General features: G+C 57.7%; 18 protein-coding genes, 1 tRNA gene and 2 pseudogenes. 13 read left to right on the forward strand and 8 right to left on the reverse strand.

The window, feature by feature from the left end; genetic code table 11:
- Positions 1–44 precede the first annotated feature (44 nt).
- The 3 genes and pseudogenes from DYE40_RS01560 to DYE40_RS01570 form a co-directional block, all read right to left on the reverse strand.
- Positions 45–1,982 carry a MacB family efflux pump subunit gene (locus DYE40_RS01560; RefSeq protein WP_115307432.1) on the reverse strand — a complete coding sequence of 646 codons (1,938 nt, stop codon included), beginning with the start codon at positions 1,980–1,982 and terminating at the stop codon, positions 45–47.
- Positions 1,983–2,070: 88 nt separating this feature from the next.
- Positions 2,071–2,343, reverse strand: a pseudogene (locus tag DYE40_RS01565) (macrolide ABC transporter permease/ATP-binding protein MacB); the annotation flags it as partial.
- Positions 2,337–3,503 carry an efflux RND transporter periplasmic adaptor subunit gene (locus tag DYE40_RS01570; RefSeq protein WP_115307433.1) on the reverse strand — a complete coding sequence of 389 codons (1,167 nt, stop codon included), beginning with the start codon at positions 3,501–3,503 and terminating at the stop codon, positions 2,337–2,339. The pseudogene DYE40_RS01565 and the gene DYE40_RS01570, both read right to left, overlap by 7 nt.
- Positions 3,504–3,843: 340 nt before the next feature.
- Between DYE40_RS01570 and DYE40_RS01575 the strand changes: the two genes are divergently transcribed.
- From DYE40_RS01575 to DYE40_RS01595, 5 genes are all read left to right on the forward strand, one after another.
- Positions 3,844–4,338, forward strand: a complete 495-nt coding sequence (locus DYE40_RS01575; RefSeq protein WP_115307434.1) for a type IV pilin protein — start codon at positions 3,844–3,846, stop codon at positions 4,336–4,338.
- Positions 4,339–4,374: 36 nt separating this feature from the next.
- Positions 4,375–4,842 (forward strand): type IV pilin protein, encoded by a 468-nt coding sequence (locus DYE40_RS01580; protein ID WP_115307435.1) that lies wholly within the window; start codon positions 4,375–4,377, stop codon positions 4,840–4,842.
- Positions 4,843–5,190: 348 nt separating this feature from the next.
- Complete coding sequence (locus DYE40_RS01585) at positions 5,191–6,627, forward strand: mechanosensitive ion channel family protein (RefSeq protein ID WP_115308237.1); 1,437 nt, start codon at positions 5,191–5,193, stop codon at positions 6,625–6,627.
- 1 nt (position 6,628) lies between these two features.
- Positions 6,629–7,087, forward strand: coding sequence for a dihydroneopterin triphosphate diphosphatase (nudB, locus tag DYE40_RS01590; RefSeq protein WP_115307436.1), 459 nt, complete (start codon positions 6,629–6,631; stop codon positions 7,085–7,087).
- 207 nt (positions 7,088–7,294) lie between these two features.
- The gene (locus DYE40_RS01595) at positions 7,295–8,827 is read left to right on the forward strand and encodes an L-lactate MFS transporter (RefSeq protein ID WP_115308238.1); all 1,533 of its coding nucleotides are present in this window, start codon (positions 7,295–7,297) and stop codon (positions 8,825–8,827) included.
- A gap of 302 nt (positions 8,828–9,129) precedes the next feature.
- On the opposite strand, the gene DYE40_RS01600 is transcribed toward DYE40_RS01595, so the two are convergent.
- On the reverse strand, positions 9,130–10,143 hold the full coding sequence (locus tag DYE40_RS01600) for a sensor histidine kinase (protein WP_115307437.1): 1,014 nt from the start codon (positions 10,141–10,143) through the stop codon (positions 9,130–9,132).
- 36 nt (positions 10,144–10,179) lie between these two features.
- Between DYE40_RS01600 and argH the strand changes: the two genes are divergently transcribed.
- The 8 genes from argH to rplI all read left to right on the forward strand — a co-directional run bounded on the left by argH (position 10,180) and on the right by rplI (position 15,027).
- Positions 10,180–11,577, forward strand: a complete 1,398-nt coding sequence (argH, locus tag DYE40_RS01605; protein ID WP_115307438.1) for an argininosuccinate lyase — start codon at positions 10,180–10,182, stop codon at positions 11,575–11,577.
- A gap of 61 nt (positions 11,578–11,638) precedes the next feature.
- Positions 11,639–11,729, forward strand: a tRNA-Ser gene (locus DYE40_RS01610).
- A 197-nt stretch (positions 11,730–11,926) separates the two neighbouring features.
- Positions 11,927–13,186 carry a transcription termination factor Rho gene (gene rho, locus DYE40_RS01615; RefSeq protein ID WP_115307439.1) on the forward strand — a complete coding sequence of 420 codons (1,260 nt, stop codon included), beginning with the start codon at positions 11,927–11,929 and terminating at the stop codon, positions 13,184–13,186.
- Positions 13,187–13,249: 63 nt separating this feature from the next.
- Complete coding sequence (yfaE, locus tag DYE40_RS01620) at positions 13,250–13,555, forward strand: class I ribonucleotide reductase maintenance protein YfaE (protein WP_115307440.1); 306 nt, start codon at positions 13,250–13,252, stop codon at positions 13,553–13,555.
- A gap of 100 nt (positions 13,556–13,655) precedes the next feature.
- Positions 13,656–14,024 (forward strand): 30S ribosomal protein S6, encoded by a 369-nt coding sequence (rpsF, locus tag DYE40_RS01625; protein ID WP_115307441.1) that lies wholly within the window; start codon positions 13,656–13,658, stop codon positions 14,022–14,024.
- A gap of 1 nt (position 14,025) precedes the next feature.
- Positions 14,026–14,322 carry a primosomal replication protein N gene (gene priB, locus DYE40_RS01630; RefSeq protein ID WP_115307442.1) on the forward strand — a complete coding sequence of 99 codons (297 nt, stop codon included), beginning with the start codon at positions 14,026–14,028 and terminating at the stop codon, positions 14,320–14,322.
- Between the two features lie 5 nt (positions 14,323–14,327).
- On the forward strand, positions 14,328–14,558 hold the full coding sequence (gene rpsR, locus DYE40_RS01635) for a 30S ribosomal protein S18 (protein ID WP_002641495.1): 231 nt from the start codon (positions 14,328–14,330) through the stop codon (positions 14,556–14,558).
- 16 nt (positions 14,559–14,574) lie between these two features.
- Entirely contained in the window at positions 14,575–15,027 is a 453-nt protein-coding gene (rplI, locus tag DYE40_RS01640) for a 50S ribosomal protein L9 (RefSeq protein ID WP_115307443.1), read from the forward strand.
- 64 nt (positions 15,028–15,091) lie between these two features.
- On the opposite strand, the pseudogene DYE40_RS13255 reads toward rplI, so the two are convergent.
- The 4 genes and pseudogenes from DYE40_RS13255 to DYE40_RS01660 form a co-directional block, all read right to left on the reverse strand.
- A pseudogene (locus DYE40_RS13255) lies at positions 15,092–15,924 on the reverse strand (integrase core domain-containing protein).
- Positions 15,925–16,367: 443 nt separating this feature from the next.
- Entirely contained in the window at positions 16,368–23,558 is a 7,191-nt protein-coding gene (locus DYE40_RS01650; RefSeq protein ID WP_115307444.1) for a YadA-like family protein, read from the reverse strand.
- A 648-nt stretch (positions 23,559–24,206) separates the two neighbouring features.
- A complete protein-coding gene (locus tag DYE40_RS01655) occupies positions 24,207–25,220 on the reverse strand; it encodes a 2Fe-2S iron-sulfur cluster-binding protein (RefSeq protein WP_115307445.1) in 1,014 nt (337 codons plus the stop codon).
- A gap of 118 nt (positions 25,221–25,338) precedes the next feature.
- Positions 25,339–26,157 carry an FKBP-type peptidyl-prolyl cis-trans isomerase gene (locus DYE40_RS01660; protein WP_115307446.1) on the reverse strand — a complete coding sequence of 273 codons (819 nt, stop codon included), beginning with the start codon at positions 26,155–26,157 and terminating at the stop codon, positions 25,339–25,341.

Here is a 26,157-nt window from a genome sequence, read left to right on the forward strand (position 1 = left end):
GCGTTTTTCAGACGGCCTGTTCGGCAACAGGCCGTCTGAAACATTTAATCCTGCGCCAGCGCGTCTATCGGATTGAGTTTCGAGGCGCGGTTGGCGGGCATGAAGCCGAAGGCCACGCCGATGATGGTGGAACAGGCCACTGCACCGATAATCGACATGGTGGAGAAAGTCATCGGGAAATCGCTGACAAATTGGTTGAACAGCAATCCGATAGCCAGCGACAAGCCCACACCGATCAGGCCGCCGATCAGGCAGATTAAGACGGCCTCGATGAGAAACTGCTGCAAAATATTGCTGCGCCGTGCGCCGATGGCCATGCGTACGCCGATTTCTTTGGTGCGTTCGGTTACCGACACCAGCATGATGTTCATCACGCCGATGCCGCCGACTATCAGAGAAATTACGGCGATGCTGGAAATCAAAAGCGTCATCGTGCCTGTGGTTTTTTCCACCATCTGCTTGATGCTGTCGCTGTTGTTCATGAAAAAGTCTTCCGTACCGTGCCGCGCTTTCAACAGCTCGGTAAGGCTTTTTTCGGCTACCTGGCTGCTGACTTCGTCTTTGATTTTGACGGTAATCGAGCTGGCGTGGCTCTCGCCGGTAATCTGGTGCATCACGGTGGTGTAGGGCGACCAAGCCATCAGCACGTCGGAGTTGCCGAAGTTGTTTTCTTCTTTCTTCAACACGCCGATTACGGTCAGCGGGCGTTTGTTGAACAAGACGGTTTTGCCCAAGGGATCCACGCCTTCGCCGAAGAGTTTGCTGCGCACATTGTCGTCCACCACCGCCACTTGCGCGTCGGCTTTGATGTCGTCCTCGTCAAACAGCCTGCCCGAAGCCAGTTTCAGCCCGCGCACGTCGAAATACTGGTCGCCCACGCCGTAGAGCATGGAGCTGAGGTCGGTATTGCGGTAGGTGAGCGTGCCGTTTGACGAGGTTTGCGGGGTAACGGAGGCAACGTAGCCCTGCTTGGCAATCGCCTGCGCATCGGCAATGGTGAGTGTTTTGATGCGCCCGCTGCGCCGGTCGCCGAAACCGCGCCCGGGAAAAATGCTGACGGTGTTGGTGCCCATCGAATTGATGTCTTCGAGGATTTTCTGGCTCGAGCCGTTGCCCAGCGCGACTACCGACACCACCGAGGCGATGCCGATAATGATGCCCAGCATGGTGAGCAGCGAGCGCATTTTGTGCGCGGTAATCGCCTGCACCGACATTTTGAACGCTTCCGTAAACTGGTCGTAATAAAACGACCACGAAGCGTTTTCTTTCACGCGCTCGACCTTGCTCGGCGGGATGTCGGGGTTTTTCACCGTATCGGCAATGATTTCGCCGTCGCGGATTTCGATGACGCGGTTGGCGTTGGCGGCGATGCCCGGATCGTGCGTTACCATAATCACGGTATGCCCCGCTTCGTGCAGCTTGTGGATGATTTCCATCACATTTTGGCCGCTGGCGGTGTCGAGTGCGCCGGTGGGCTCGTCGGCAAAGATGATTTCGCCGCCGTTCATCAGGGCGCGGGCGATGGACACGCGCTGCTGCTGTCCGCCCGAAAGCTCGTTGGGCTTGTTGCCTTCTTTGCTTTCCAAACCCAGATCGTGTAGCAGCTTTTCGGCGCGCTCGGAACGCTCTTTGTGCGCCGCACCCATATATACCGCCGGCAGGGCGACGTTGTCGCGGGCGGTCAGCGAACTTAATAGGTTGTAACGCTGGAAAATAAAGCCGAAACGTTCGCGCCGCAGCCCGGCCAGCTCGTCGGGATTCATTTTCGCGGTTTCGATGCCGTCGATACGGTACGAACCCGATGTGGCGGTGTCGAGACAGCCCAAGATGTTCATCAGGGTGGATTTGCCCGAACCGGACTGGCCGATGATGGCGACAAAATCGCCTTTTTCGATGGAAAGGCTCACGTCTTTCAAAACATGGACGCGGTTTTCGCCGCTGCCGAAGAAGCGGTTGATGTTTTTACATTCGATTAAGCTCATAACGGTTTCCAAAATAAAGCCGCAATACAAGGCCGCGGCCGTCTGAAAAGGTTTTCAGACGGCCTTTCCGCGCCTTATCTGCGCGGCCCGCCCATACCGACACCACCGAGGCGATGCCGATAATGATGCCTAGCATGGTGAGCAGCGAGCGCATTTTGTGCGCGGTAATCGCCTGCACCGACATTTTGAACGCTTCCGTAAACTGGTCGTAATAAAACGACCACGAAGCGTTTTCTTTCACGCGCTCGACCTTGCTCGGCGGGATGTCGGGGTTTTTCACCGTGTCGGCAATGATTTCGCCGTCGCGGATTTCGATGACGCGGTTGGCGTTGGCGGCGATGCCCGGATCGTGCGTTACCATATCATGGCGCGTTCGTTTTTGCTTTCCTGCTCCGCCGCGCTCATTTCGGAAAGAATGACCTGCTCGCCTTCGTTTACGCCGCTTTTGATTTCCGTGCGTGTGCCGTCTTTCAGGCCGACGCTCACTTCTTTCTGCATCACGTTGCCGTCTTTGCCCAACACGCGGACATAGGATTTGCCGTCCTGCTTTTTCACCGCCATCGTCGGCACGGTCAAAACATTTTTCACGCCGCTGATTTCGATGGTGTTCTGCGTGGTCATACCGATAGAAAGCCTGCCGTCCGCGTTGGGGACAAATGCGCGGGCGTAGTAGTAAATCGCGTTGGAAGTGGTGTCCGTGCTGCTGGTGTAGCTGCCCAGCGACATGGTGGTCAGGCCGGGATCGACGCTTTCGAGCTTGGCCTTAATCGGGTTGTCCGGCTCTGACAAAATGGTAAACGAAATATCCTGCCCCGCTTTGACTTTGGTAATGTCGCCCTCGGCAATCTGCATCTTGTTGAGCATGGTTTGCAGATTGGCAAGCTGGATGATGGTGGGCGTGGACTGCACCGCATTGACCGTTTGGCCTTCCTCCACCGGCACGGATACAACCGTACCGTCCGTCGGCGCGGTAATGCGCGTGTAGCCCAAATCCGATTCGGCTGTGTTGATGGAAATTTTGGTTTGCCTGATCGAGGCTTTCAGCTCGGCAACAGCGGCTTTGGCGGCGGCCAGCGTATCCTGCGCGCTTTCCAGATTTTCTTTGGAAGTGGCTTCCTCCTTCCACAAAGCCGCTTCGCGCCGGTATTTCTTCTCGGCGGTACCCAAAGCAATCTGCGCCGAAACCAGCTTGGCCTGATAGGTTTCCAGCTTGGATTTTTCCGTGTTCAGCGCGTTTACCTGCGTGGTGGAATTGATCTCCGCCACCAAATCGCCTTTTTTAATCTGCTGGCCGAGCGTTACATACAGCTTCTTAATCTGCCCCGAAGCCTGTGCGCCCACGGACACCAAATTCGACGGCGAAATCTCGCCCGTAGCCGAAACGGTTTGGCTGATATTGCCGCGCGTTACCGGTTCGGTAAGGTAGCTCACATCGTTTTTGGGTTGTAAAAAAGACCAAGCCGCCCAAGCGGCGGCAACCAATACAAGCGGCAAAATTATCCATTTGAAGGCTTTTTTCATCTTACGGTTCTTTCTTTTGAAGGTCGTCAAACACGCGCCCGATGCGCAAAACGGCGGCGAGTTTACTGTAAAGACAGTGCTGCCGCCAAGTTCGACAGCAACAAATAAAACAACATAACAAAATGATTAAAAAAGTTTTTTACATTTATTGATTTACACGAAAACAGGCGTTTTTACACAACACGGCAACATCCGTCCGCCTCCGACGGCCAAATCGGCCGCATTGACAACCGCATAGGCCGGAAAATCCGCTATAATCGCAACCGTTTTTTCACAATAACCTACTGCCGTCTTTGTCTCCGAATAGGGCAATACGGTGTACATTACAACAGGGAATATCATGAAAGCAGTTAAACAACAAGGTTTTACACTAATCGAATTGATGATGGTCGTAACCGTTACCGCCATTTTGGCCATCATCGCCTATCCGTCCTACGACACTTTTATCCGCAAATCCCGCTTGGAAAACGCACGCGGCGATTTGTTGGAGAACGCCCGCCGTTTGGAAAATTTTTATTCGATAAACCGTACATTCGACGGATTTCGCGACTTGAAAAACGATAACGAATATTTTGATATTTTCTTCGTTTACAATCCGACAGACAGCTCGTCGGGCAACCATGTCGCCAGCACCACAAGTGCGCTTGCCGATCCGGAGATCGGACATTACTTGCTGACTGCCAGAGCCAAACCCTCCACCAACGGCAAAGAAACCCGTTTTATGCAGCTTAACGACGACGGCGTTACGACAATCTGCACAGGAACCGCAACGACACAGAAGGCCGTTCTGATTCCGGATACCGGCAATCCGCCCAAAGAGTGCGAGATATACTAAACCCGGATTTCCGGAAGAATGATAAAGGGGGCAGGCATGAAGCGGCATTTCTTTTGCAAAGGCTTTACGCTGATTGAATTGATGATCGCGCTGGCTGCCCTGACCATATTGGCCGTTATCGCCCTCCCCTCCTATCAGCGGTATATTAAAGACACCCGTTTGAAACAGGCTTCCGCCGCCCTGCTCGACAATGCCCACGGCCTCGAACAGTTCTATTCGCAGCACCGCAGTTTTAAAACAAATTCGACAACGTGGGCATCTTTGGCCATACCGAAAAATGACTATTTCTGCATGAAAATGCAGGGGAATGCGCAAGGTGCGTTAAACGACAGCTTTACCATTAAAGCCGTGGCTTTTGACCAAAAAAACGAGCCGCGCGTGCTGCGCATCAACCAAGACATGATTCTGACTGTCTGCGAGAGTACCGCTTCGTCATGCAGCGAAACCAATCCGTATTTTTCCAATGCCAACGGTACGGATAAAAACTGTACGGTGTACGAATAAACCGGACATTCCGTCCCGCCCCATAGCCGGCAGCGGCCTGATTTGAAAAACAAGGCCGTCTGAAACGACAATATCGTTTCAGACGGCCTTTTAACTTGCCTGCCGCTTTTACCGGAAAATTCATCATCCCTGTTTTCCGCAAAACCGCGTAATACGGCATAACCGGCATACGGCACTTTCCGTCTGCCCGTCTTGCCTGTCGGGCAGAAAATAAAAAGCGGGCATTCCGTCTTTTCAGACGGCCTGGCAATGCCGGATGCAGGTATCAGGCCGTCTGAAAACACGCCGCCCGCAGCCGCAGGCGGATTCCGCTATAATCCGCGCTTTTCCTTTGCCCCGACGCAGTTTATGTCCTCATTTTCCCTGCCCCTCCTGCAAACTTCTTCCGTTTTTCCCGACAGCGTTACCGATTTTCTGACCGGGCTGTTCGCCCCGTCTGAATTTACCTCGCACCTGCTCGAAAGCAGCATCCGTCAGCCTGTCGGCTGGGTGGAGCTTGGCCTTGCCCTGGCTTTGGCTGCGGCGGCATGGTGGTTTTCCGAATGGCTGCTCGGCCGCTGCACCGACAAAGACTTCGATAAAAACAAGCTGCTCCCGCACATCGGCAGACGGATTTTGTGGCCCGCGCTGGTGTGGCTTGCCGCCGCCGTGGTGCTGGCCTTGTGGAATTTTGCGGGCTACCGCTCGGTTTGGCTGCGGCTGCTTCTTTTGGCGGCAAACTGGATGGTGGCCATCCGGATTGTGATGGCGGTGGTACACGCCGCCCTGCCCGACAAGCCATGGAGCGACCGCTTGGAACGCAGCCTGTCGGCCGTGCTTTGGGCGGCTTTCGTGCTGTGGGTGTCGGGCATTGACGACATCATCATCAGATGGATGAAATCGCTGGTGTTTTCCGTCGGTTCGGCCAAACTCAGCCTGTGGACGGTGAGTACCGGCATCATATGGATCGGTGTCATCATGGTGTTTGCCATGTGGCTGGCACAGTTTGCGCAAAAACGCATCATGGCCGGCAACCGTTTGGATTTGAGCCTGCGCATTATGCTCTCCAACATTGTCCGCATTGCCCTCATTATCCTTTCCATCCTCATCGCCCTGCCGCTGGTGGGCATCGATCTGACGGTATTGTCGGTGTTCGGCGGCGCGATCGGTGTCGGCATCGGTTTCGGTTTGCAGAAAATCGCCAGCAACTATATTTCCGGCTTCCTGATTCTGGGCGACCGCTCCATCCGTCCGGGCGACCGTCTGACGGTAAACGGCTTTACCGGCTATGTAACCAAAATCACCTCCCGCTTCGTCGTGTTGCGCAGCAGCGCGGGCACGGAAGCCCTGATACCGAACGAAACCTTCATCACCAATATGGTGGTCAACGAATCCTACACCGCCAAAGCCCTGCACCAAACCATCGACATCCAAGTATCCTACGATTCCGACATTCTGCGGGCAATGGCCATCATGACCGAAGCCGCAGGCAGGCAGAGCCGCATCGACAGCTCCGAGGCCAACCGCCCCAAAGCCTATCTGCTCGACTTTGCCGCCGACGGCATCAACCTGCGGCTGGGCTTTTGGCTGAAAGACCCGGAAAACGGCTTTCTCGGCCTCTTTTCCGCCCTCCGTCTCGAAATCTGGCAGCGGTTTAACGAAGAAAACATTTCTTTTCCCTACCCGCAGCGGGAAGTCCGCATTCTGAACGAAGCCGCCCCGCCGCCCGACACCGCCGCCCTTTCGGAAGCCGTACGCAAAGCACGTGCCGACACCCGTTCCGGCGAACCCGCAGAGGAAAGCTGAAATGCCGTCTGAAAACCCGCAGTCCAAGCCGCCCAAACGCCCCATATCCGCGCTGGTCGTACTGCACGACGGCAAAGGCTGTGCGCTTTTGCTCGAGCGCGCCGACAAAGCGGGCTACTGGCAGTCGGTTACCGGCAGTCTTGAAGCGGGCGAAACACCAATGCAGGCCGCCCTGCGCGAAGTGGCCGAAGAAACCGGCATCGTCCTCGCCCCCGAAAACCTGCACGACCGCCGTTTCAGCACCGTTTACGAAATCTACCCGCACTGGCGGCACCGCTATGCCGCAGGCGTTACCGAAAACACCGAACACCTGTTTTCCGCCGTCATCCCCCGCGACACCCCCGTCCGCCTGAGCGAACACACCGCCTATCTCTGGCTGCCTCTGGCGGAGGCGGCGGAAAAAGTCTTTTCCCCCTCCAACCGCGACGCGCTGCTGAAGCTGGCTGCCGAAACCGCTTGAAACTGTTTGAGGCCGTCTGAAAACGCAACTTCGGCAAAGCCGGAAAGCATTTTCAGACGGCCTCAAATTTCCTGCGGACAAAATCCAATCATTTTGAAGTGCAAGATATTTCATCCAGTCCCGCGCCCGAACTGATTAGAATAAAGGCCGTCTGAACAGACTGCTTTCAGACGGCCTCTTCCCACCAACACACACGAAACAACCATGATTGCCTTCCTCGACAAATCACGCACAATCGCCCCCGCCGGTTTCAACCGCTGGCTGGTGCCGCCGGCCGCGCTGGCCGTCCACCTCTCCATCGGCCAGATTTACGCCTATTCCGTCTTCAACGCCCCGCTTACCCGCATCCTCGGCATCACCGAACCCGCCTCCGGCGACTGGTCGCTGGCCACCGTCGGCTGGGTGTTCAGCATCGCATTGGCCGTACTGGGCGCATCGGCCGCCCTCTTCGGCACCTGGATGGAGCGCGAAGGGCCGCGCAAAGCCATGTTCGCCGCCGCCATCTGCTTCGGCTTGGGCTTTATTATCGCCGCCATCGGCGTGTGGCAGCACAATCTGTGGCTGCTCTATCTGGGCAACGGCGTACTCGGCGGCATCGGCTTGGGCTTGGGCTATATCGGCCCCGTTTCCACGCTGATGAAATGGTTTCCCGACAAACCGGGCATGGCTACCGGGCTGGCGATTATGGGCTTCGGCGGCGGCGCGATGCTTGCCTCCCCGCTTTCCGTCGCCCTGATGGACTTCTTCAAAAGCCCCGTATCCGTCGGCGTGGCGGAAACCTTTCTCGTGCTCGGCGTGTTTTATTTTCTGTTTATGATGTTCGGCGTGTTTACCATCCGCATACCCGCTCCCGACTGGAAACCGGCCGGTTTTGTGCCGAAACCCGCCGGCAAACTGGTCAGCGCAAACCACGTTACCGCCGCCCAAGCCGTGAAAACGCCGCAGTTTTACCTGCTGTTTTGGATACTCTGCCTCAACGTAACCGCCGGCATCGGCGTGCTGGGACAGGCCTCGGTTATGATACAGGAGCTGTTTTCCGCCCAATCCGTCGGCGAAAACGCGGCGGTAGGCGCGGCGGCGGCGGCCGGCTTTGTCGGCCTGCTCAGCCTCTTCAATATGGGCGGACGCTTTGTCTGGTCCAGCGTTTCCGACCGGCTGGGGCGCAAAACCACCTACAATCTCTTCTTCATCCTCGGCGCACTGCTTTATTTTGCCGTCCCCTCTTTGGGCGAAAGCGGCAGCAAAATCCTGTTCATCATCGGCTTCTGCGCCATTATTTCCATGTACGGCGGCGGTTTTGCCGCCATACCCGTCTACATCAAAGACCTGTTCGGCACGCTGGAAGTCGGTGCGATCCACGGCCGCATCCTGCTGGCCTGGTCCACCGCCGCCGTACTCGGCCCCGTGCTGGTAAACTACATCCGCCAAGGCCAGATCGACAGCGGCGTCCCCCCCGCGCAGGCATACGGCATTACCATGTACATCATGGCCGGACTGCTCGTCATCGGCCTCGTCTGCAATCTTTTGATGCGCCCCGTCAGCGAAAAACACCATGCCGGAGAAAGCCGCCATATCCCGCACCAAATTCCCGCAGAAAGCGCGTTTGAAGAAGCCGCGCAGGCCGCAGAGGAAATCGTCCACAGCGGCATAGGCGTGAAACTGCGCTGGCTGATTGTCTGCATCCCGCTGGCCTACGGCATCGTTATGACCGCAGCGAAAGTGGCCGGACTGTTCGGTTAAAGGCCGGCAGACGACAACAGGCCGTCTGAAAACCGGAAAACTGTTTTCAGACGGCCTGTTGTCCGTTTTTACCCGCCGCAGGGTGTACCGTCTGAGCGGCATACGAGCATGATGCTTCGCAGTAGGGTGTGGTCGCTCCGGCGACGCACGCGTCTGACACTATTCGGGCAAGGAGCTGTCTGAAACATTCAAACCGCGTGCGTGGCTGCGCCACACACCCTACACACAGGCCGTTAGCATGTAACCAAGCGACAGGCCGTCTGAAAACAATTTTCAGACGGCCTGTTGTACAGGAAAATCCCCTACTCCTTGCTGCGGTACGGCATACGGATGTCGACGCGGTAGATGCCGATGTCGTCCAGGGCGGAAAGATCGAGCGTTGCATCTTTGTCGTACATGATTTCCAAGCGTTCTTTCAAGTTTTTCAAAGCCATAGAATTGCTGCGGTGTACTTTTTGGGTGTTTTCCATATTCTCGTGCGGCGTAAACGGATTTTCAATGCGGATGTAGAGCCAGTGTCCCTGCAAAGCGGTTTTGACCACGATATTGCCGGGGCGGTGGGTGGTTTCCACACCGTGGAAAACGGCGTTTTCCAACAGCGGCTGCAACATCAGCTGCGGCGTTTCCGCATCGTCGGGTGCTTCGTGCAGCCAGTCCACTTGTACGCGGTTGTGTCCCATGCGGATTTGTTCGATGGCAATATATTCCTGCGCCCACTCGATTTCCTGCCCCAGCGTGCTGTACTGCGTGCCCTCGCGCAATTGGGCGCGGAACAGGTTGGCAAGGTTTTCCAGCAGTGTTTCCGCATCATACGGACGTAGGCGGATAAGGCTGATGGCCGCGTTGAGGCTGTTGAACAGAAAATGCGGGCGGATACGGGCAGTCAGCGCGGTCAGCCTTGCTTCGGACACCGCCGGCGACAGCGCGCGCAGGCGGTTGGCTTCGACATACATCAGAAACAGCAGCCCCAAAGTATAAAGCAGCAGATGGCGGGGAAACTCCTCCCTGGCTCCAATTACGACAAAATCGGTAATGAAAAGCTGCACCAGGCACGAGACGGTATTGATGGCCACACCCTGCGGATGGCGCACGAGAAAACGATCGGTAAAATATCCGCTCACACCGTTGAGCACCACGACCGGCACAATCCATTTCGCCTCCGCAAGCAAGCGGCTCCAATAAGGCGCATCCCTCTCCGAAACCAGCGGCAGCAGGCAGACGGCCGCCGCCGCAAACAATAAGATGCGCACCGCAGTACCGAGGTTGCGCATATCGGGAACTGCAAACCATGCGTTTATTTGACGTATAATGCCCATTTTTTATGACAGCTTAACAAAACCTGCGGATTATATATGAATAGCACGAAAACATGGTCGGGAAGATTCAACGAACCCGTATCCGAACTGGTTAAAAAATACACCGGCTCGATTGAATTCGACAAACGTCTGGCGCAATGGGACATCCAAGGCTCGCTGGCACATGCGCAGATGCTGCAACAGGCGGGCGTGTTGTCCGAAGAAGATCTGGCCGCGATACGCCGGGGCATGGCGGAAATTTCCGAGGAGATAGAAGCAGGCCGTCTGCAATGGTCGCTCGATCTGGAAGACGTACACATGAACATCGAACACCGCCTCACCGGCAAAATCGGCGACGCGGGCAAACGGCTGCACACCGGCCGCAGCCGCAACGACCAAGTTGCCACCGACATCCGCTTGTGGCTGCGCGACCAAATCAGCGTCATCCAAAGCCTGATTCAAAACCTTCAAACAGCCTTGCTGGATCTGGCGGAGCAGCACGCCGAAACCGTGATGCCCGGCTTTACCCATCTGCAAGTCGCCCAGCCCGTCAGCTTCGGCCACCACATGCTTGCCTACGTCGAAATGCTCGGCCGCGATTACGAGCGCATGGCCGACTGCCGGAAGCGCGTCAACCGTATGCCCTTGGGCGCGGCCGCGTTGGCGGGTACGACCTACCCGATCCGGCGAGAAACCACGGCCGAACTTTTGGGCTTCGAGGAAATCTGCCAAAACTCGCTCGATGCCGTATCCGACCGCGATTTCGCCGTCGAGTTCACCGCCGCCGCATCGCTGGTCATGATTCATCTGAGCCGTCTTTCCGAAGAACTGATTTTGTGGATGAGTCCGCGTTTCGGCTTTATCGACATTGCCGACCGCTTCTGCACCGGCTCGTCCATCATGCCGCAAAAGAAAAATCCCGACGTACCCGAGCTGGTACGCGGCAAATCCGGCCGCGTCATCGGCCATCTTATCGGACTGATTACACTAATGAAATCCCAGCCTCTGGCCTACAACAAAGACAATCAGGAAGACAAAGAACCGCTCTTCGACACAGCCGACACACTAATCGACACACTGCGGATTTACGCCGATATGATGCGCGGCGTAACGGTCAAACCCGAAAATATGCGCAACGCCGTCATGCAGGGCTTCGCCACCGCCACCGACCTGGCCGACTATCTGGTAAAAAAAGGCATGCCCTTCCGCGACAGCCACGAAGTTGTCGCCCGTGCCGTACGCCGTGCCGACGAAGCGGGTGTGGATTTGAGTGCGCTGCCTTTGCAGGTATTGCAGGAGTTCAGCAGCCTGATTGCAGACGATGTTTACGAAGTGCTTACGCCGGAAGGCAGCCTGCGCGCACGCAACCACTTGGGCGGCACCGCCCCAGAGCAAGTACGTTTCCAAACCGCACGCTGGCGCAAGCTGCTCGACGGAACGCAAAAGGCCGTCTGAAAACATTGTGAAAATAGCGGTTGCCGGCCGCAGCCGTTATCCGTATAATGCGCAGCTTCACGGAAAGGTGGATGAGTGGTTGAAGTCGCACGCCTGGAAAGCGTGTATACGTGAATAGCGTATCGAGGGTTCGAATCCCTTCCTTTCCGCCAGAATTTTTGGCAAAGACAAGCCGCAGCGGCTTGTCTTTTCTTCATAAAGATTTGCTCATAACAACTTGCCGTTCCGGCAGTTTTCCTTTCTTCCCGCTTATATTTTCCAAACGAACGGCAACTACCCGATACGCTTTTTCAGACGGCCTCCAAAGCCGCCACTCCCTTCAAATCAAAACCCAATCAACACAATCCCTATGCACGTCTCCGAACTACAAACCCAGCACATCTCCAAGCTGCTCGCCCAAGCCGAAGAACTCGGCATCGAAAACGCCAACCGCCTGCGCAAACAAGACCTTGTCTTCGCCATCGTCCGCCAGCTTATGTTGCAGGGCCAAAACTTCAACTGCTCCGGCACGCTGGAAATCCTGCCCGACGGCTTCGGCTTTTTGCGCAGCGCCGACACATCTTATCTGGCCGGCCCCGACGACATTTACGTTTCCCCCAACCAAATCCGCCGCTTCAACCTCCATACCGGCGACACCATCGAAGGTACCGTACGCGTACCGAAAAACGACGAACGCTATTTCGCACTGGTTTATCTGAACAGCATCAACGGCGACGACCCCGAAGTCTGCCGCCACAAAATCCTGTTTGAAAACCTCACGCCACTGTTTCCCAACAAGCAGCTCAAGCTCGAGCGCGACATCAAGTCGGAAGAAAACATCACCAGCCGCGCCATCGACCTCGTTTCCCCCATCGGACGCGGCCAACGAGCACTTTTGGTTGCCCCGCCCAAATCGGGCAAAACCGTGATGCTGCAAAACATCGCCCACGCGATTACCACCAATTACCCCGAAGCCGAGCTGATTGTATTGCTGATTGACGAGCGTCCCGAAGAAGTTACCGAAATGAGCCGTTCCGTGCGCGGTGAAGTGGTGGCCTCTACTTTTGACGAACCGGCTACGCGCCATGTGCAGGTGGCCGAAATGGTGATTGAAAAAGCCAAGCGCATGGTCGAACACAAAAAAGACGTGATTATCCTGCTCGATTCCATCACCCGCCTTGCCCGCGCCTACAACACCGTGGTGCCCACTTCGGGCAAAATCCTCACCGGCGGCGTAGATGCCCACGCGCTGCACCGTCCCAAACGCTTTTTCGGTGCGGCGCGCAATATTGAAGAGGGCGGCTCGCTCACCATCATTGCCACCGCGCTGGTGGAAACCGGCAGCCGAATGGACGACGTGATTTACGAAGAATTTAAGGGCACGGGCAATATGGAATTGCACCTCGACCGCCGCATGGCCGAAAAACGCCTGTTCCCCGCCATCAGCATCAACAAATCCGGCACCCGCCGCGAAGAACTGCTTGTGCCGAACGACCAGCTCCAACGCATGTGGCTGCTGCGCAAATTCCTGCATCCTATGGACGAAATCGAAGCCACAGAGTTTTTGGTCGGCAAGCTCAAAGCCTCCAAAAACAACGACGATTTCTTTGAACTGATGCGCGGAAAATAGCCTTGTGAGGCCGTCTGAAAACCGGTTTTCAGACGGCCTCCGTCTTCTTGCGGACACCCATCCATGCCGTTAATCAGCACACACGACACCACTTTCCCGCTGCAAGAGGGAGAAACCCTGCTCGAAGGACTGGAACGCACCGGCCACGAAATCGAATACCAATGCCGCAGCGGCTACTGCGGTTTCTGCCGCGTCAGAATCCTCTCCGGCCGCGTGTCATACGCAGACTTGCCGCTCGCCTTTATCGCACCCGGGGAAATCCTGACCTGCTGCTGCCGTGTTACCGAAAACATCACAATCGACTGCCGGAAACGGATAGAAGAACCCGACCTGTTCAGCGGCGACCTGTTCGACGGCAACGGCAGTTAAACTTGCCACCACCGCCGCCGCCCGTTATAATGCCGCGTTTTGCAACCTTGTCTGCCGCACCGCATGGCGGCAGACTGTCTTTAAACCGTAAGGAGATAACATGCGTCATTACGAGATCGTGTTTATCGTTCATCCCGATCAAAGCGAGCAGGTGCCCGCCATGGTTGAACGTTACAAAGCACTGGTAAGCGAGAACAACGGTGTCATCCACCGTCTCGAAGACTGGGGCCGCCGCCAACTGGCCTACCCCATCAACAAAATCCATAAAGCGCACTACGTTTTGATGAATATCGAAACCACACCGGCCGTTATCGAGGAGCTGGAAACCGGCTTCCGCTTCAACGATGCCGTGCTGCGCCATCTGACCATCCAAACCAAGCACCCGGTAACCGAGGCTTCTCCCATGATGAAGGAAGAAAAATCGAAAAACCTGCTGAATCCCCAGCAGCAGGAAGCCGCCGAAGCGTAATTTGGAAAACCTCTTCGTCCTTACCGCCCGTATCGCCAAATGCAGCCCCCTCCGCTATACCCCCGCCGGCATCCCTGTCTTGGATCTGCTTTTGCAGCACGAATCGCAACAGCATGAAAACGGCAGAAACTGTACGGCCAAGCTGGAAATAACGGCAAAAATCGTCGGAACGGACGCATTGATATGGCAACATCGGGAAAACACAGTCGTGCAGGCAGGCGGATTCCTTTCCGCCCGGAGCAGCCGCAGTCCTTTCCCGATACTCAGGATACAGAACATTCAAGAATATAAAGGTTAAACGACATGGCTCGTCAAACATTCAAACGTAGAAAATTCTGCCGTTTTACGGCTGAGAAAATCCAGGAAGTGGATTACAAACAAGTTGATTTGCTGAAAGATTTCATTACAGAAAACGGCAAAATCATCCCTGCCCGCATTACCGGCACCAAAGCACACTACCAGCGTCAGCTTGCCGTTGCAGTCAAACGCGCCCGTTTCCTGGCACTGCTGCCCTACACCGACCAACACAAATAATTTTGGAGCGTAAATCATGCAAATTATTCTGTTAGAAAAAATCGGCGGTTTGGGCAGCTTGGGCGACATCGTAACCGTGAAAAACGGATATGCCCGCAACTACCTGATCCCGCAAGGCAAAGCAAAACGCGCAACCGAAGCCAACAAGGCCGAATTTGAAGCACGCCGTGCCGAACTGGAAGCCCGTCAGGCCGAGATCCTTGCCGATGCCTTGGCACGCAAAGAGAAACTCGACGGACAAACCGTTACCGTCGCCCAGAAAGCCGGCGTTGACGGCCGTCTGTTCGGCTCGGTAACCAACGCCGACATCGCCGCCGCCATTGTTGCCGCCGGCATCGAAGCCGTTAAAGCCAATGTCCGCCTGCCCGAAGGCCCGTTTAAAGCCATCGGCGAATACGAAGTGGAAGTTGCCCTGCATACCGATGCAGTAGCCAAAATTACCGTTGCCGTTGTAGCGGCGGTTGACTGATTTCCGGCTGTCCGCACAAAAAGCCGCCTTTTAACAGGCGGCTTTTTTATATTCCGATTTTCCATTATGTGTAGAAATCAACAGCGTTGTTTACACAACAGGTTGGGAAAAATAAGCCTGCAACACCTCAAAAGGCGTATCCCCTTTCAGGCTGCTGTGCGGCTTCACGGTATTGTAGAAATTCACAAAGCGGCACAGCTCTTTCTGCCGATGACTGGGGCTGTCAAACTGCTGTTTGTCGTGCCACATCTCCATAATCGTCCGTATCACCCTTTCGGCTTTGCCGTTGGTTTGCGGACGCGCAGGACGGGTAAACTTCTGATTGATGCCGTTCTCAAAACAGGCAACGCCAAACGCATGATTAGCCGCGCCTTTGTACTCGCTGCCGTTGTCCGAATAGATGCATTCAATCAGATACGGGCAGGGTTTGATAACGTGGTCGTTAAGAAACATGGCGGCACTGTTTGCCGTTTTGTCGGGCAAGACAGCCGCGTATAGCTCTCGTGAGAAGTCATCAATGGCAACAAACAGGTAATCGCGTTTGTCGCTAACTCTCTGCCCTTTGAGCAACGGCAGCCGTTTGGTGTCCACATGAACCATTTCGCCCGGGTAGGACTTGTTGTAGCGTTTGGCTTGCTTTTTAAGCTTCTCTTAGATGGCGCGTTCTGCTTTGGCCAAACGGCGCATTCCGTAATAGGCCTGCTTGAAGCGGTTGTTGGTGCTGTTCTGCGGCACAAGTAATTGGACTCGTGCGGCTTTGAGCACACGATAGATGGTGGTACGGCTGACCATAAAGCGGCGGGCAAGGGAAGTAACGCTTTCTTTGTTCTGTGTGTAGGCGAGCCAGATGGCTTGGCGGTCGTGCGGGACGAGGCGGGTGTTTTTGTGGATGTTCATTTACGGTATTTTCCTTGAAATACTGTAAACAACGCTAGGGATTTCTACACATTATGCGTCCTGCCGTATTTACTTTCGGTTGTTTTCAGACGGCCTCTGCCTAAATGCCAAGCGCAGCCGTTTAAAACATTTTTCAGACGGCCTTTCCCTGAGTTTTCCAGCCAACCGCCGATACCTCCGCCTCCTTTCCCTACCCTCCCTTTCACTTAACAGGCGGCAAAAAACCGGCTGCTCCCTTCATCCTGCCGGAAAACACAGCAAGGGCGGCAGCCCCGTTAAAGCCGTTGCCGTGGGCTGCCGAAATATTTTCCGCTAATCCGGCCTGCACGGCGCAAGAAGCGAAGACAAAAAGGAAAGGCCGTCTGAAAACAGATTTTCAGACGGCCTTTCCTTTTTTCAGACGGCCTCAACAAGTATGAAACCGTCGGCGGCGGGCTAGCCGTTTACCATTGGTAAAGCGCACCCGCACCCGCGCCGACCCGGCCTTTGGTGTTCACGGAAACATTGCCTTTGACAATCCAGTTGCCGCCGTCGCTCATAGAAGACATACCGACTGCAAGGGCGGACTGGCCGCCGTAGTAGCCGCTGCCCACACCGAGGCCGGATGCGCCCGGGCGGGTTACCTGCGGAATCGTGCCTTGTGCAATCGCTCCGGCCACGCCGGCATTGGCCGTTTCGCCGATGTTGTCGATTTTGTGTTCCAAAGCGTTGAAGTTCAGATTGGCGGCATCGGTAAGCGCACCGAGTCTGGCGTTGAGCTGGCCGAGATTGACGGCATCGGTAGGCCGCTCGCCTGCGGCTACATTGGTAATTTTGTTGCCGCCGTTGTTGAGGCCGTCTGAATTGAGGACGACGGGATTTTTGCCTGAAGCAGTGATACTGACTCCTCCCGCCTGGACGGCAGTTTGGTTGCCCGCACTGTCTCTGACTGTGCTACCCTCAGCATTGACAACGGTGGTGCTGCCGCTGCCGTCGGCAAACGATGCGCTGCCCATACCGTTGAGCTCTTTGGACAACTGTACTTTCAGACGGCCTTGGCTGTCTTTATTGACACCGATGTTGTTGTCGCTCAGTTTGGACTTGTCCGCACCGCCGATGATGTCGAGACGCTGGTTGAGTTTTTTGGCAATCGTGCCGTCTGCGGCCAGATTGTCGCCGCCGTAACTCATGCCGTCATCCATAGTGGCGGCTTCGCGCGGTGTGCCGTCCGAGCCGTTGTAGCGGATGCGGTCTGTCTGCGCCGTGCCGCCGAGAACGGCCGCGCCTTTGGCTGCGCCGATATCGGCTTTCGCTCCGTTTGTGCCGTTCAAGGCAATTTTGCCCGCGCCGTTTTCCGTACCCAATACCAGGCCGGTATTCCCGTCTTTGGCCAGCGTGAGGCTTTCGGCTTTGAGGTCTTTGTCGGTTTTCACCACCAAATTGCCGTTGGCATCTACTGCGGTTTTGACGTTTTCGCCAGAATAGCGGCTGTCGGCTTTCGTACCTTCGCCGACAATATTCATGGTTTGGCCGAGTTGCTTGTTGGCAGAACCCGTGTTGCCGGCAAAATTCAGGCCGCGCCCGATGCTGCCGTTGAGATTGGCAATATCGGTTTTGTTCTGTGCCACTTGGTTGTCCACGGCTTTAAGCTGGTCTTCGGTGGCTGCCCGTCCGCTGACGGGAGCGGTTTGCCCGCTGACCCAGGCCGTATTGCTCAAACCGGTAATGTTGCCCGCCTTGCCGTCAACAAGCACGCTGCCTGCTTTCACTTGGGCTTTGGTGCCGTCGAGGGTAACGGCGTTCACGCCCTGTCCCGCAACGACCGTATTGCCCGCTTTGACGCTGTCGGCGGCGGAGATGTTGCCGCTTGTGCCGTCGAGGGATACCTTTCCTGCGCCCAGCGACACATTGTCGGCGAGCTTCACCGCGTAGTCGGTATGGCCGTCGGGCAAAACATTCGGGCTGACGGTAACATTGGCATCGCCTGCGGAGACGGTGTTTCTCGCTGCCGCCGCCGCTTTTTTCACATCGCCGATATTGGCGGCATTGCTGTCGGTATTGCCTCCGCTGGCTACGTTGGTGATTTTGTTGCCGCCGTTGTCCAGGCCGTTTCCGGTAAGTGAGACAGCCCGTCCGCCGCCGGCCGGCGTAATGCTTACGCCCGTTCCGTTAATAACCGTTGCGGGGCTGCCCGTACCGCCGCCGAAGGAGGCACTGTTCAAACCGGTTAGCGTGTCGTTGAGCGAATAGGTAAAGTTTCTGCCGTTTTGTTTCAGTTTCAGGTTTTTGCCGACTTGCAGGCCGACTTGGTCGTCGGCTTTGACGGCTGAGACGGCTGCGGTATTTTCCAATATGCCGCCGTCGGCTTTGGCGGTTACTTTCCACGCGGCGTTGTTGACAGCGGCGGCTACGTCGCCGGCGGTGGCGAGTTTGCCCGCATCGCCGGCGGCAACCGTTGCTTTGCCGTTCGTTACCGCTATGCCGCCGGTTACGGCGTTGAATTTCACCACGCCGTTTGCGTCTACTGCGGCGGTGGTGTTCGCGCCGTCGCTGAAATTGAAGCCTTTGGCCAAGCTGGTCTTGCGGACTACGCCGCCGTTGGCGGTGTAGGAAATGTCGGTGGCCGCCGCCGCTTTGCCGCCGTCGTAGCGGACGGTGTAGGTGGTTTTGTGGGCGACGTTGTCCTGCGCGGGGGTAACGGTGATGACTCCCTCGCCTTTTACTTCCACCGCTTTGCGGGCAGCATCTCTGACGGCGTTTTCCGATACGGTGATGTTGACGCTGCCGTTTTGCGCTTTGGTCGATACGTATGTGCCGTCGCCTTTTATGCCCAGCGTTTCGCCCAGTTTGCGGTTTACGCTGCCGCTGTCGCCGGTAAAGGTAAGCGGTTTTTCGGCCAATGCGTAAAGCTGGCTGCCGTTTACCGCCTCGGTGCTGGTATCGGAAACGGTGCCTTTGCCGACATTGGTGATTTTGTTGCCGCCGTTGTTGAGGCCGTCTGAATTTAAAACAACGGGGTTTTTGCCTGCGGGTGCGATGGTCAGCCCGCTGCCGTTCAGTAAGGTGTCTCCGGTGCGGACGCTGGTAAACACTGGGTTTTCACTCATGCCGATGGTAACGGTGTCGCCGCTTTTGTTTGCGCTCAGGTTGGGGCTGCTGCTGACAATGTTCTGTACCGCGCTGTCGGCTTTGGCCAGGCTGGCTTTGGCGGCATTGCCCAAATCAACGGTGTACTGTGTGTTGCCGGCCGCATCTTCTTTACCCGCTTTGACGGAAACGGCTGCAGACCCCGCTGTAACCGAAGAGGTCTTTTCGGATTTGTTGATGGCATCGGCTACGTCGCCGGCGGTGGCGAGTTTGCCCGCATCGCCGGCGGCAACCGCTGCTTTGCCGTTCGTTACCGCTATGCCGCCGGTTACGGCGTTGAATTTCACCACGCCGTTTGCGTCTACTGCGGCGGTGGTGTTCGCGCCGTCGCTGAAATTGAAGCCTTTGGCCAAGCTGGTCTTGCGGACTGCGCCGCCGTTGGCGGTGTAGGAAATGTCGGTGGCCGCCGCCGCTTTGCCGCCGTCGTAGCGGACGGTGTAGGTGGTTTTGTGGGCGGCGTTGTCCTGCGCGGGAGTAACGGTGATGACTCCCTCGCCTTTTACTTCCACCGCTTTGCGGGCAGCATCTCTGACGGCGTTTTCCGATACGGTGATGTTGACGCTGCCGTTTTGCGCTTTGGTCGATACGTATGTGCCGTCGCCTTTTATGCCCAGCGTTTCGCCCAGTTTGCGGTTTACGCTGCCGCTGTCGCCGGTAAAGGTAAGCGGTTTTTCGGCCAATGCGTAAAGCTGGCTGCCGTTTACCGCCTCGGTGCTGGTGTCGGAAACGGTGCCTTTGCCGACATTGGTGATTCTGTTGCCGCCGTTGTTGAGGCCGTCTGAATTTAAAACAACGGGGTTTTTGCCTGCGGGTGCGATGGTCAGCCCGCTGCCGTTCAGTAAGGTGTCTCCGGTGCGGACGCTGGTAAACACTGGGTTTTCACTCATGCCGATGGTAACGGTGTCGCCGCTTTTGTTTGCGCTCAGGTTGGGGCTGCTGCTGACAATGTTCTGTACCGCGCTGTCGGCTTTGGCCAGGCTGGCTTTGGCGGCAGTGCCCAAATCAACGGTGTACTGTGTGTTGCCGGCCGCATCTTCTTTGCCCGCTTTGACGGAAACGGCTGCCGACCCCGCTGTAACCGAAGAGGTCTTTTCGGATTTGTTGATGGCGGCAGCTACGTCGCCGGCGGTCATAACTTTGCCTGCATCGCCTGCGGCAACGGTAACGTTGCCGCGCGTTACATTAGGTGTGGCGGCTTGGGCGACATTGACGGTGTAGGTGGTGGCACCGGCTTTGTCGGTGTCGGAGCTGACACCGGCCAATCCCGCTCCGACCACTTTGGTGCCTGCGGCGGCCAGGGCTTTGAGCTGGCTGACGTTGACGGCATCGGTGTCTTCCGAACCTGCGGCGAGGTTGGTGATGCGGCGGTAGAGTATTTGGCCGAGTCCTGCGCGGTTGTCGCCGCCGACGGATACTTCGCCCAGGGTTACGCCGGAGGCGGCTATGCCTTTCACTTGCGCATTGGCAGAGGGTTTGTACGGAGCCGCGTCCAAATCAGACACGCCGGCAATCGACATCGAACCCAGGGCAACACGGAAGTTGGTGTTGTCTTTTACGGTGGCGCTGTCGCCCAAGGCCACGTTGTTGTTCAGGCGCACGGGCATACCGGGAATCAGCGCGGTGCCGTTGCCCGAATCCGCGCCGCTGCCCAGCGACAGGCCGCCGTTTTTGGAAGTGGCGGCCGCACCGATGGCAATGCCGCCGAGACTGTCGCTGCCGGAAGTGGACGCACCCGGGCCGATGGCCAGCGATGCGTTGCCGGAGGCTTTCGCGCCCGTGCCGACCGCGATGGAATCCGACACGGCGGCGTTGCCTTCGGCAACCGCGTTTTTACCGATGGCGACCGAGCTTGTCTGCTGAGCCGACGCGCCCACGCCCGCCGCCAGAGCGTCCGCACCCGTTGCGCCGTCGTTGTTGTAGTTGCTGCCTGCGCCCGTCGCGCTTGATTTGACGCTGTAATAACGGGTCAGCCTGTCCGACAGGGTGCCGGCAACGGCATAAAGCTGACTGCCGTTCACCGCATCGGTGCTGGTGGCGGAAATGCGGCCTGCGGCCACATTGGTCAGGGTGCGGGTAAAGCCGCTTTTGCCGATGCTGACATTGGCATTGGCCGCTCCGGCAAAGCCAGAATAGGAGATGCCGTTGATGGTGGCGGCGGTGGTGGTAACGTTGGCTTCGGTGGCGGATTCGTAGCCTAGGGCAACGCCTTTCTGATGGGCGGCCTGCGCGTTCACACCCAAGGCCGACGCGCCTGTTGTCGCCGCATTGCTCAACTGGCCGATCGCTACCGACTGCGAGCCGTTGGCGGCTGCGCCTTTGCCGTCATTGGCCGAGCCGCCGACGGCTACCGATCCGGCACCTGCGGCTTTGGTGTTGCGGCCGAGGGCAACCGCCTGCTGACCTTGCGCCACGGCATTGAGTCCCACGGCAACGGCGGAAAGGTCCGATGCCTGCGCTTTCGTGCCGACGGCAATCGATCCGCCGCCTGTGGCAATGGTTCTCTGGCCGACGGCGATATTGTCGCTGCCGGTAACGGCGGTGCCGGTTACCAATTTGTTGTTGGAATACGCGCCCAGCGCGATATTGTGGCTGCTCTCCAAGCCCACCGCCGCACCGGTGCCGATGCCGATAATATTGGTTACCGCCGTTGTTTTTCCTGCGTCTTTTACCGCTCCTTCGCCGATACCGATATTGCTGAAATTATTGCTGTCTTCCGTACCCTCGCCCGCCTTTTTGCCGACAAACACGTCGGCACGGCCGGCGGCATACGCACCCCAGCCCAATGCGGTGGAGTTTTCGCCTGCCGCGTTGGCTCCGTTGCCCAATGCGGTGGAAGCACTGGTGGCCTTGGTGTCCGCACCTACGGACACCGCGCCGTCCCGTCCGGCCTGCGCGTTATAACCGACGGCCACGGTATTCAGGGCGGAGGCGGAGGCTTTGACCCCTGCGGCCAGGGCATTGTTGCCCGTCGCACCATCGTTGTCGTAGTTGCTGCCTGCGCCCGTCGCGCTTGATTTGACGCTGTAATAACGGGTCAGCCTGCCCGACAGGGTGTCGGCAACGGCATAAAGCTGGCTGCCGTTCACCGCGTCGGTGCTGGTGGCGGAAATGCGGCCTGCGGCCACGTTGGTTAAGGTGCGTTTGACGGTGTTGCTGCCGATGCTGGCGTTGGCTGCGGGGCTGCTGCCGGCAAAGCCGCCGTAGCTGATGCCGCCGACGGTAGCGGAGGTGGTGGCCACCGCATCTTCGGTTTCCGATGCGCTGCCCAGGGCGAGCGCATCGGAATGCTTGGCTTTGGCACCGCTGCCGAGGGCAACGGCATTGTCGCCGTAGGTCATAGCGTTCGAGCCGACGGCAACGGTATAGCGTGCGCGTGTCGGGGTGTCGGTTTTCGTACCGTCTGCCGCGCCGTTGGCTTTGAAATTGTTGGCATTGGTGCCGATGTCGACACTGTCTTCGCCGAAATGCGAAATGCCCGCACCGCTGCCGACGGCGATGTTGCGGATGCCGCCGCTGTTGGCTGCGGCTTCTTTGCCGATGGCGATATTGGTGTGGGTGGCAATGGCGGCAGCGGGGGAAGACAGCTTGCCGTCTGAAAAATACACGCCCGCGCCACCGTTATTGGTGCCGAAATCTTTGCGGTTTTTACCCGCATTGTCGCCGATGGAAATGTCGGCATTGCCCAAAGCCTGCGCCTGACGGCCGAATGCCGACGCGCCGAAGCCGGCCGCATGGGCTGCGTAGCCGAAGGCCGACGCGCCGCCGTTGGCTGCACGCGAGCTGGTGCCGACTGCGGCAGCCGCATCGTTGTCTGCCCGTGCGCCGTCGCCGAGCGCGACGCTGGATTTGCCGTAGGCTTTCGCCGCCTGTCCTCCTGCAAACGAGTTTTGACCCAAAGCGTTCGAGGCCTGGCCGAAGGCGGTGGAATTTGTGCCGTAGGCTTTGGCATTCGCGCCGACGGCAACCGAGCCCATGCCCGTTGTCTGGCCTGTTTGCGCGGCGGTAATGCCCGAGGGCAGGTCGGCGGCGGTGGCGGCGCGGACGGATGCTTCTTTGCCGATGGCGATTGCATTTTGTGCCGAGGCTTGGGCTTTTCCGCCCACAGCCACAGTATCGCCCGCCTGGGCATCGGCACCGCTTCCGACGGCCACGGATCTTGTTCCGGCCGCTTTGGATGACGCGCCAACGGCGGTGGCGGATTCGCCGGCAGCGGCAGCGGCACCCAAAGCGGTGGCGGACACTTGGTTGGCTGCGGCGTTTGCTCCGTAGGCGGCGGAATTGCTGCCTTTTGCTTCGGAGCCCGTACCGGCGGCCACATCTGTCGGGCCGGCCGTCGTGCCTTCGGGGATGGCGGCGGAAGCGGTACCGGCCAGCAGGGCAGAAAGGCCGAGGGCGGCAAGGCGCGTGCGGCTGGCCGATTTGCTTTTGCCTTTGGCGTGCGCCAGCTCGGAGGCGGCCACCCATTCGGCGGTGTCGTTGTTCCAGATAACTTTGTAGATACGGTTCATGGCGGATTTCCTGTCGATAATAAAAAATAAAAAATCGGGCTGTGCGGCGCGGCCGTACGGTATGTTCAGACGGCCTCAAAATAAGGGAAACGGCGCAGAAACGGTTTGCGACGTTTCCCCGCCGAATCATTGGTTTGCCGGAATTATACGCATATCTGCACGGATTGTTGCCGCCCTGCGGCGGGCGATTGGCTTTGACAACCGGCGGGATTGGCACGGCAAAACGGTTTCAGACGGCCTCTGCGCCGCCCGAAGGCCTTGTAGCGGGACAAAACAGAAAATCCGCAGCCTTGTGTCTTTTTTGTTTTCTTCCGCATAAAAGGCCGTCTGAAAATCGGAAAGCGCGGGCGGTGCTTTGAGGCGGCACACCCTACGCAGGATCCTGTATGGGCAAAACGGCAGGCCGTCTGAAAAACCGTATTGCGGCTTTCAGACGGCCTTTTATGCTGCGTGCGCGGCTGTGCCTCCCTCCATTCTGTCCGGCACGGCAGGCGGCAATATTACCGTCTGACCGGAGTGTGCCGCATAAGCGGCCCACGTGTTCCCTGCGGGCAGCGGTATTTGGCGGAGTAAAAAGACAGGAGGCCGTCTGAAAAACGGCAAACGGTTTTTCAGACGGCCTTTTTGCCGTTTGCCGCCGCGTTTGGATTATTGTGCGGGCAAAAATGCGTCGGCGAAAAACGCATCGGCTTTCAGACGGCCTTCCGCAACCAATGCCTGCTGCGCATCGCGGATCATGGCGGGGGAGCCGCAGGCGTACACCTCGCTGGCAGAAAGGTCGGGGCAGTCGCGCAGCACCTGCTGCCAAACGTAGCCGCGCGCGCCCTGCCAGCTATCGTCCGCACGGGAGAGGACGGGGATAAAGCAGGCGTTTTTCAGACGGCCTGCCAGCTCGGCGGCCTGCTTGTGGTAATAAAGTTCTTCAAGGGTGCGCCCGCCCCAATAGAGGCGGACGGTGCGGCTGCTGTCCTGTTCGGCAAGGCGGTGGAGGATGCTTTGCACGGGGGCGAAACCGGTGCCGGTGGCCAGCAGGATGAGCGGAGCCGTGCTGTCTTCCTGCAAGACAAACGTGCCCATCGGGCCGCGCACGCGCATAACGGTTTTTTCTTTGATGGCGGGGTCGCTGCCGAACAGCAGGCTGCTGAACAGGCCGCCGTCGCGTTTGCGGATGTGCAGTTCGAGCTGTTCGGTGTGCGCGCTGCTGCCGGCCAGCGAATAGCTGCGGGTGTGGCCGTCTTTGAGCAGGATGTCGATATATTGTCCGGCCAGAAAAACAAATGCCGGTTTTTTCGGCATATCGAGGCGGACGACGGCTGTGTCGCCGATGTAGTCCACGGCGGCGACGCGGGCGGGCAGGCTTTTGACGGGCGGCATTCTGCTGCTGTTGTAGCCGGGCACTTTCAGCTCGAGGCCGCTTTGCGCGTAACAGCAGCACATAAGGATTTTGTTCTGCGCGGCTTCTTCCGCAGGCAGAGCCTGTTCGGCGTGTTCGCCCTGCTCGTAGCGGCCGGAGAGGACTTCGGCCTTGCACTGGCCGCAGATGCCGGCTTGGCAGGAGTGCGGCAGGTTGAAACCCTGGCGGCGGGCGGCGGCAAGAATGCTTTCGCCTTCGTCCGCTTCAAAGGTTTCGTTGTCGGGAGAGAGGGTTATGGTGTGGTTCATAGTGTTTTTATATGTTCGGGCCGTCTGAAAACGGGTTTTCAGACGGCCTCGTTTGTCAGAACCGGCACTTGCCGCCGGCAGACGGCAAAGCAGATTCCGCTACTTTTTCAGACGGCCTTTATTTGCCTTCGCCCTGCGGCAGGCCGACCATCGCGTCTTTGGGCATTTCGCCCGTTGCCGCCAGCTTCACGTCAAATATCAGCACGGCGTTTTTCGGAATGGAGGAATTGGGCGGAGGCGCATCGCCGTAGCCCAGCTCGGGCGGAATGTAGAGCGTGTATTCCGCGCCCTCTTTCATCATCGGCAGGGCTTCCTGCCAGCCTTTAATCATCACCGGCAGCGGAAAAGCCATCGGCTCTTTCGCTTCGGCATTGCTGTCGAACACCTTGCCGTCGGTCAGTTTGCCGGTATAGGTAACGCTCACCATCGAATCGGGCTTGGGCTGTTTGCCGGTGCCTTCTTTGACCACTTTATACTGCAAACCCGAAGCCGTGGTTTTCACGCCTTCCTTCTTGGCGTTTTCCGCCAGCCAGGCTTTGGCCGCATCCAGCGCGGGCTTCGCTTCTTTTTCGGCGGCGGCCATGGCTTTTTCCTGTTCTTTCTGCACGAAGGAGGCCAACACTTCCTGCGCCTGCTGATCGCTCAGGCGCGGGGTTTTGCCTTCGGCCACGGCGCGTACGGCTTCATTGAATTTGTCCAGATCGATGTGTACGCCCTGCTCTTTCATATTTTTGATATTGCGGCCGATGTCCATGCCGATGGCGTAGCTGACCTGCTGCTCGGGCGTGCCCAGCGCGGACGGATCCTGCGCCGCAGCCGAAGCAGCGGACGCGGGCTGCGCAGCCGAAGCGGCGGGCGCGGCGGCTTCCTGTTTGCAGGCGGCCAGCGCAAGGGCGGCGGCCAGCGTGCCCAGAGCCAGTTTTGTATGGTGTTTCAT

Origin of the sequence: Kingella potus, assembly GCF_900451175.1 — a bacterium.
In the GTDB taxonomy this organism is placed as follows: Bacteria; Pseudomonadota; Gammaproteobacteria; order Burkholderiales; family Neisseriaceae; genus Neisseria; species Neisseria potus.

Excerpts from the sequence above, each read along its gene's own strand:
- DYE40_RS01600 (WP_115307437.1), bottom strand. The coding sequence starts at position 10,143 with ATGGGCATTATACGTCAAATAAACGCATGGTTTGCAGTTCCCGATATG.
- DYE40_RS01585 (WP_115308237.1), top strand. The coding sequence starts at position 5,191 with ATGTCCTCATTTTCCCTGCCCCTCCTGCAAACTTCTTCCGTTTTTCCC.
- nudB (WP_115307436.1), top strand. The coding sequence starts at position 6,629 with ATGCCGTCTGAAAACCCGCAGTCCAAGCCGCCCAAACGCCCCATATCC.
- yfaE (WP_115307440.1), top strand. The coding sequence starts at position 13,250 with ATGCCGTTAATCAGCACACACGACACCACTTTCCCGCTGCAAGAGGGA.
- rplI (WP_115307443.1), top strand. The coding sequence starts at position 14,575 with ATGCAAATTATTCTGTTAGAAAAAATCGGCGGTTTGGGCAGCTTGGGC.
- rpsF (WP_115307441.1), top strand. The coding sequence starts at position 13,656 with ATGCGTCATTACGAGATCGTGTTTATCGTTCATCCCGATCAAAGCGAG.
- DYE40_RS01575 (WP_115307434.1), top strand. The coding sequence starts at position 3,844 with ATGAAAGCAGTTAAACAACAAGGTTTTACACTAATCGAATTGATGATG.
- DYE40_RS01570 (WP_115307433.1), bottom strand. The coding sequence starts at position 3,503 with ATGAAAAAAGCCTTCAAATGGATAATTTTGCCGCTTGTATTGGTTGCC.
- DYE40_RS01560 (WP_115307432.1), bottom strand. The coding sequence starts at position 1,982 with ATGAGCTTAATCGAATGTAAAAACATCAACCGCTTCTTCGGCAGCGGC.
- DYE40_RS01580 (WP_115307435.1), top strand. The coding sequence starts at position 4,375 with ATGAAGCGGCATTTCTTTTGCAAAGGCTTTACGCTGATTGAATTGATG.
- argH (WP_115307438.1), top strand. The coding sequence starts at position 10,180 with ATGAATAGCACGAAAACATGGTCGGGAAGATTCAACGAACCCGTATCC.
- DYE40_RS01660 (WP_115307446.1), bottom strand. The coding sequence starts at position 26,157 with ATGAAACACCATACAAAACTGGCTCTGGGCACGCTGGCCGCCGCCCTT.
- DYE40_RS01655 (WP_115307445.1), bottom strand. The coding sequence starts at position 25,220 with ATGAACCACACCATAACCCTCTCTCCCGACAACGAAACCTTTGAAGCG.
- rho (WP_115307439.1), top strand. The coding sequence starts at position 11,927 with ATGCACGTCTCCGAACTACAAACCCAGCACATCTCCAAGCTGCTCGCC.
- DYE40_RS01650 (WP_115307444.1), bottom strand. The coding sequence starts at position 23,558 with ATGAACCGTATCTACAAAGTTATCTGGAACAACGACACCGCCGAATGG.
- rpsR (WP_002641495.1), top strand. The coding sequence starts at position 14,328 with ATGGCTCGTCAAACATTCAAACGTAGAAAATTCTGCCGTTTTACGGCT.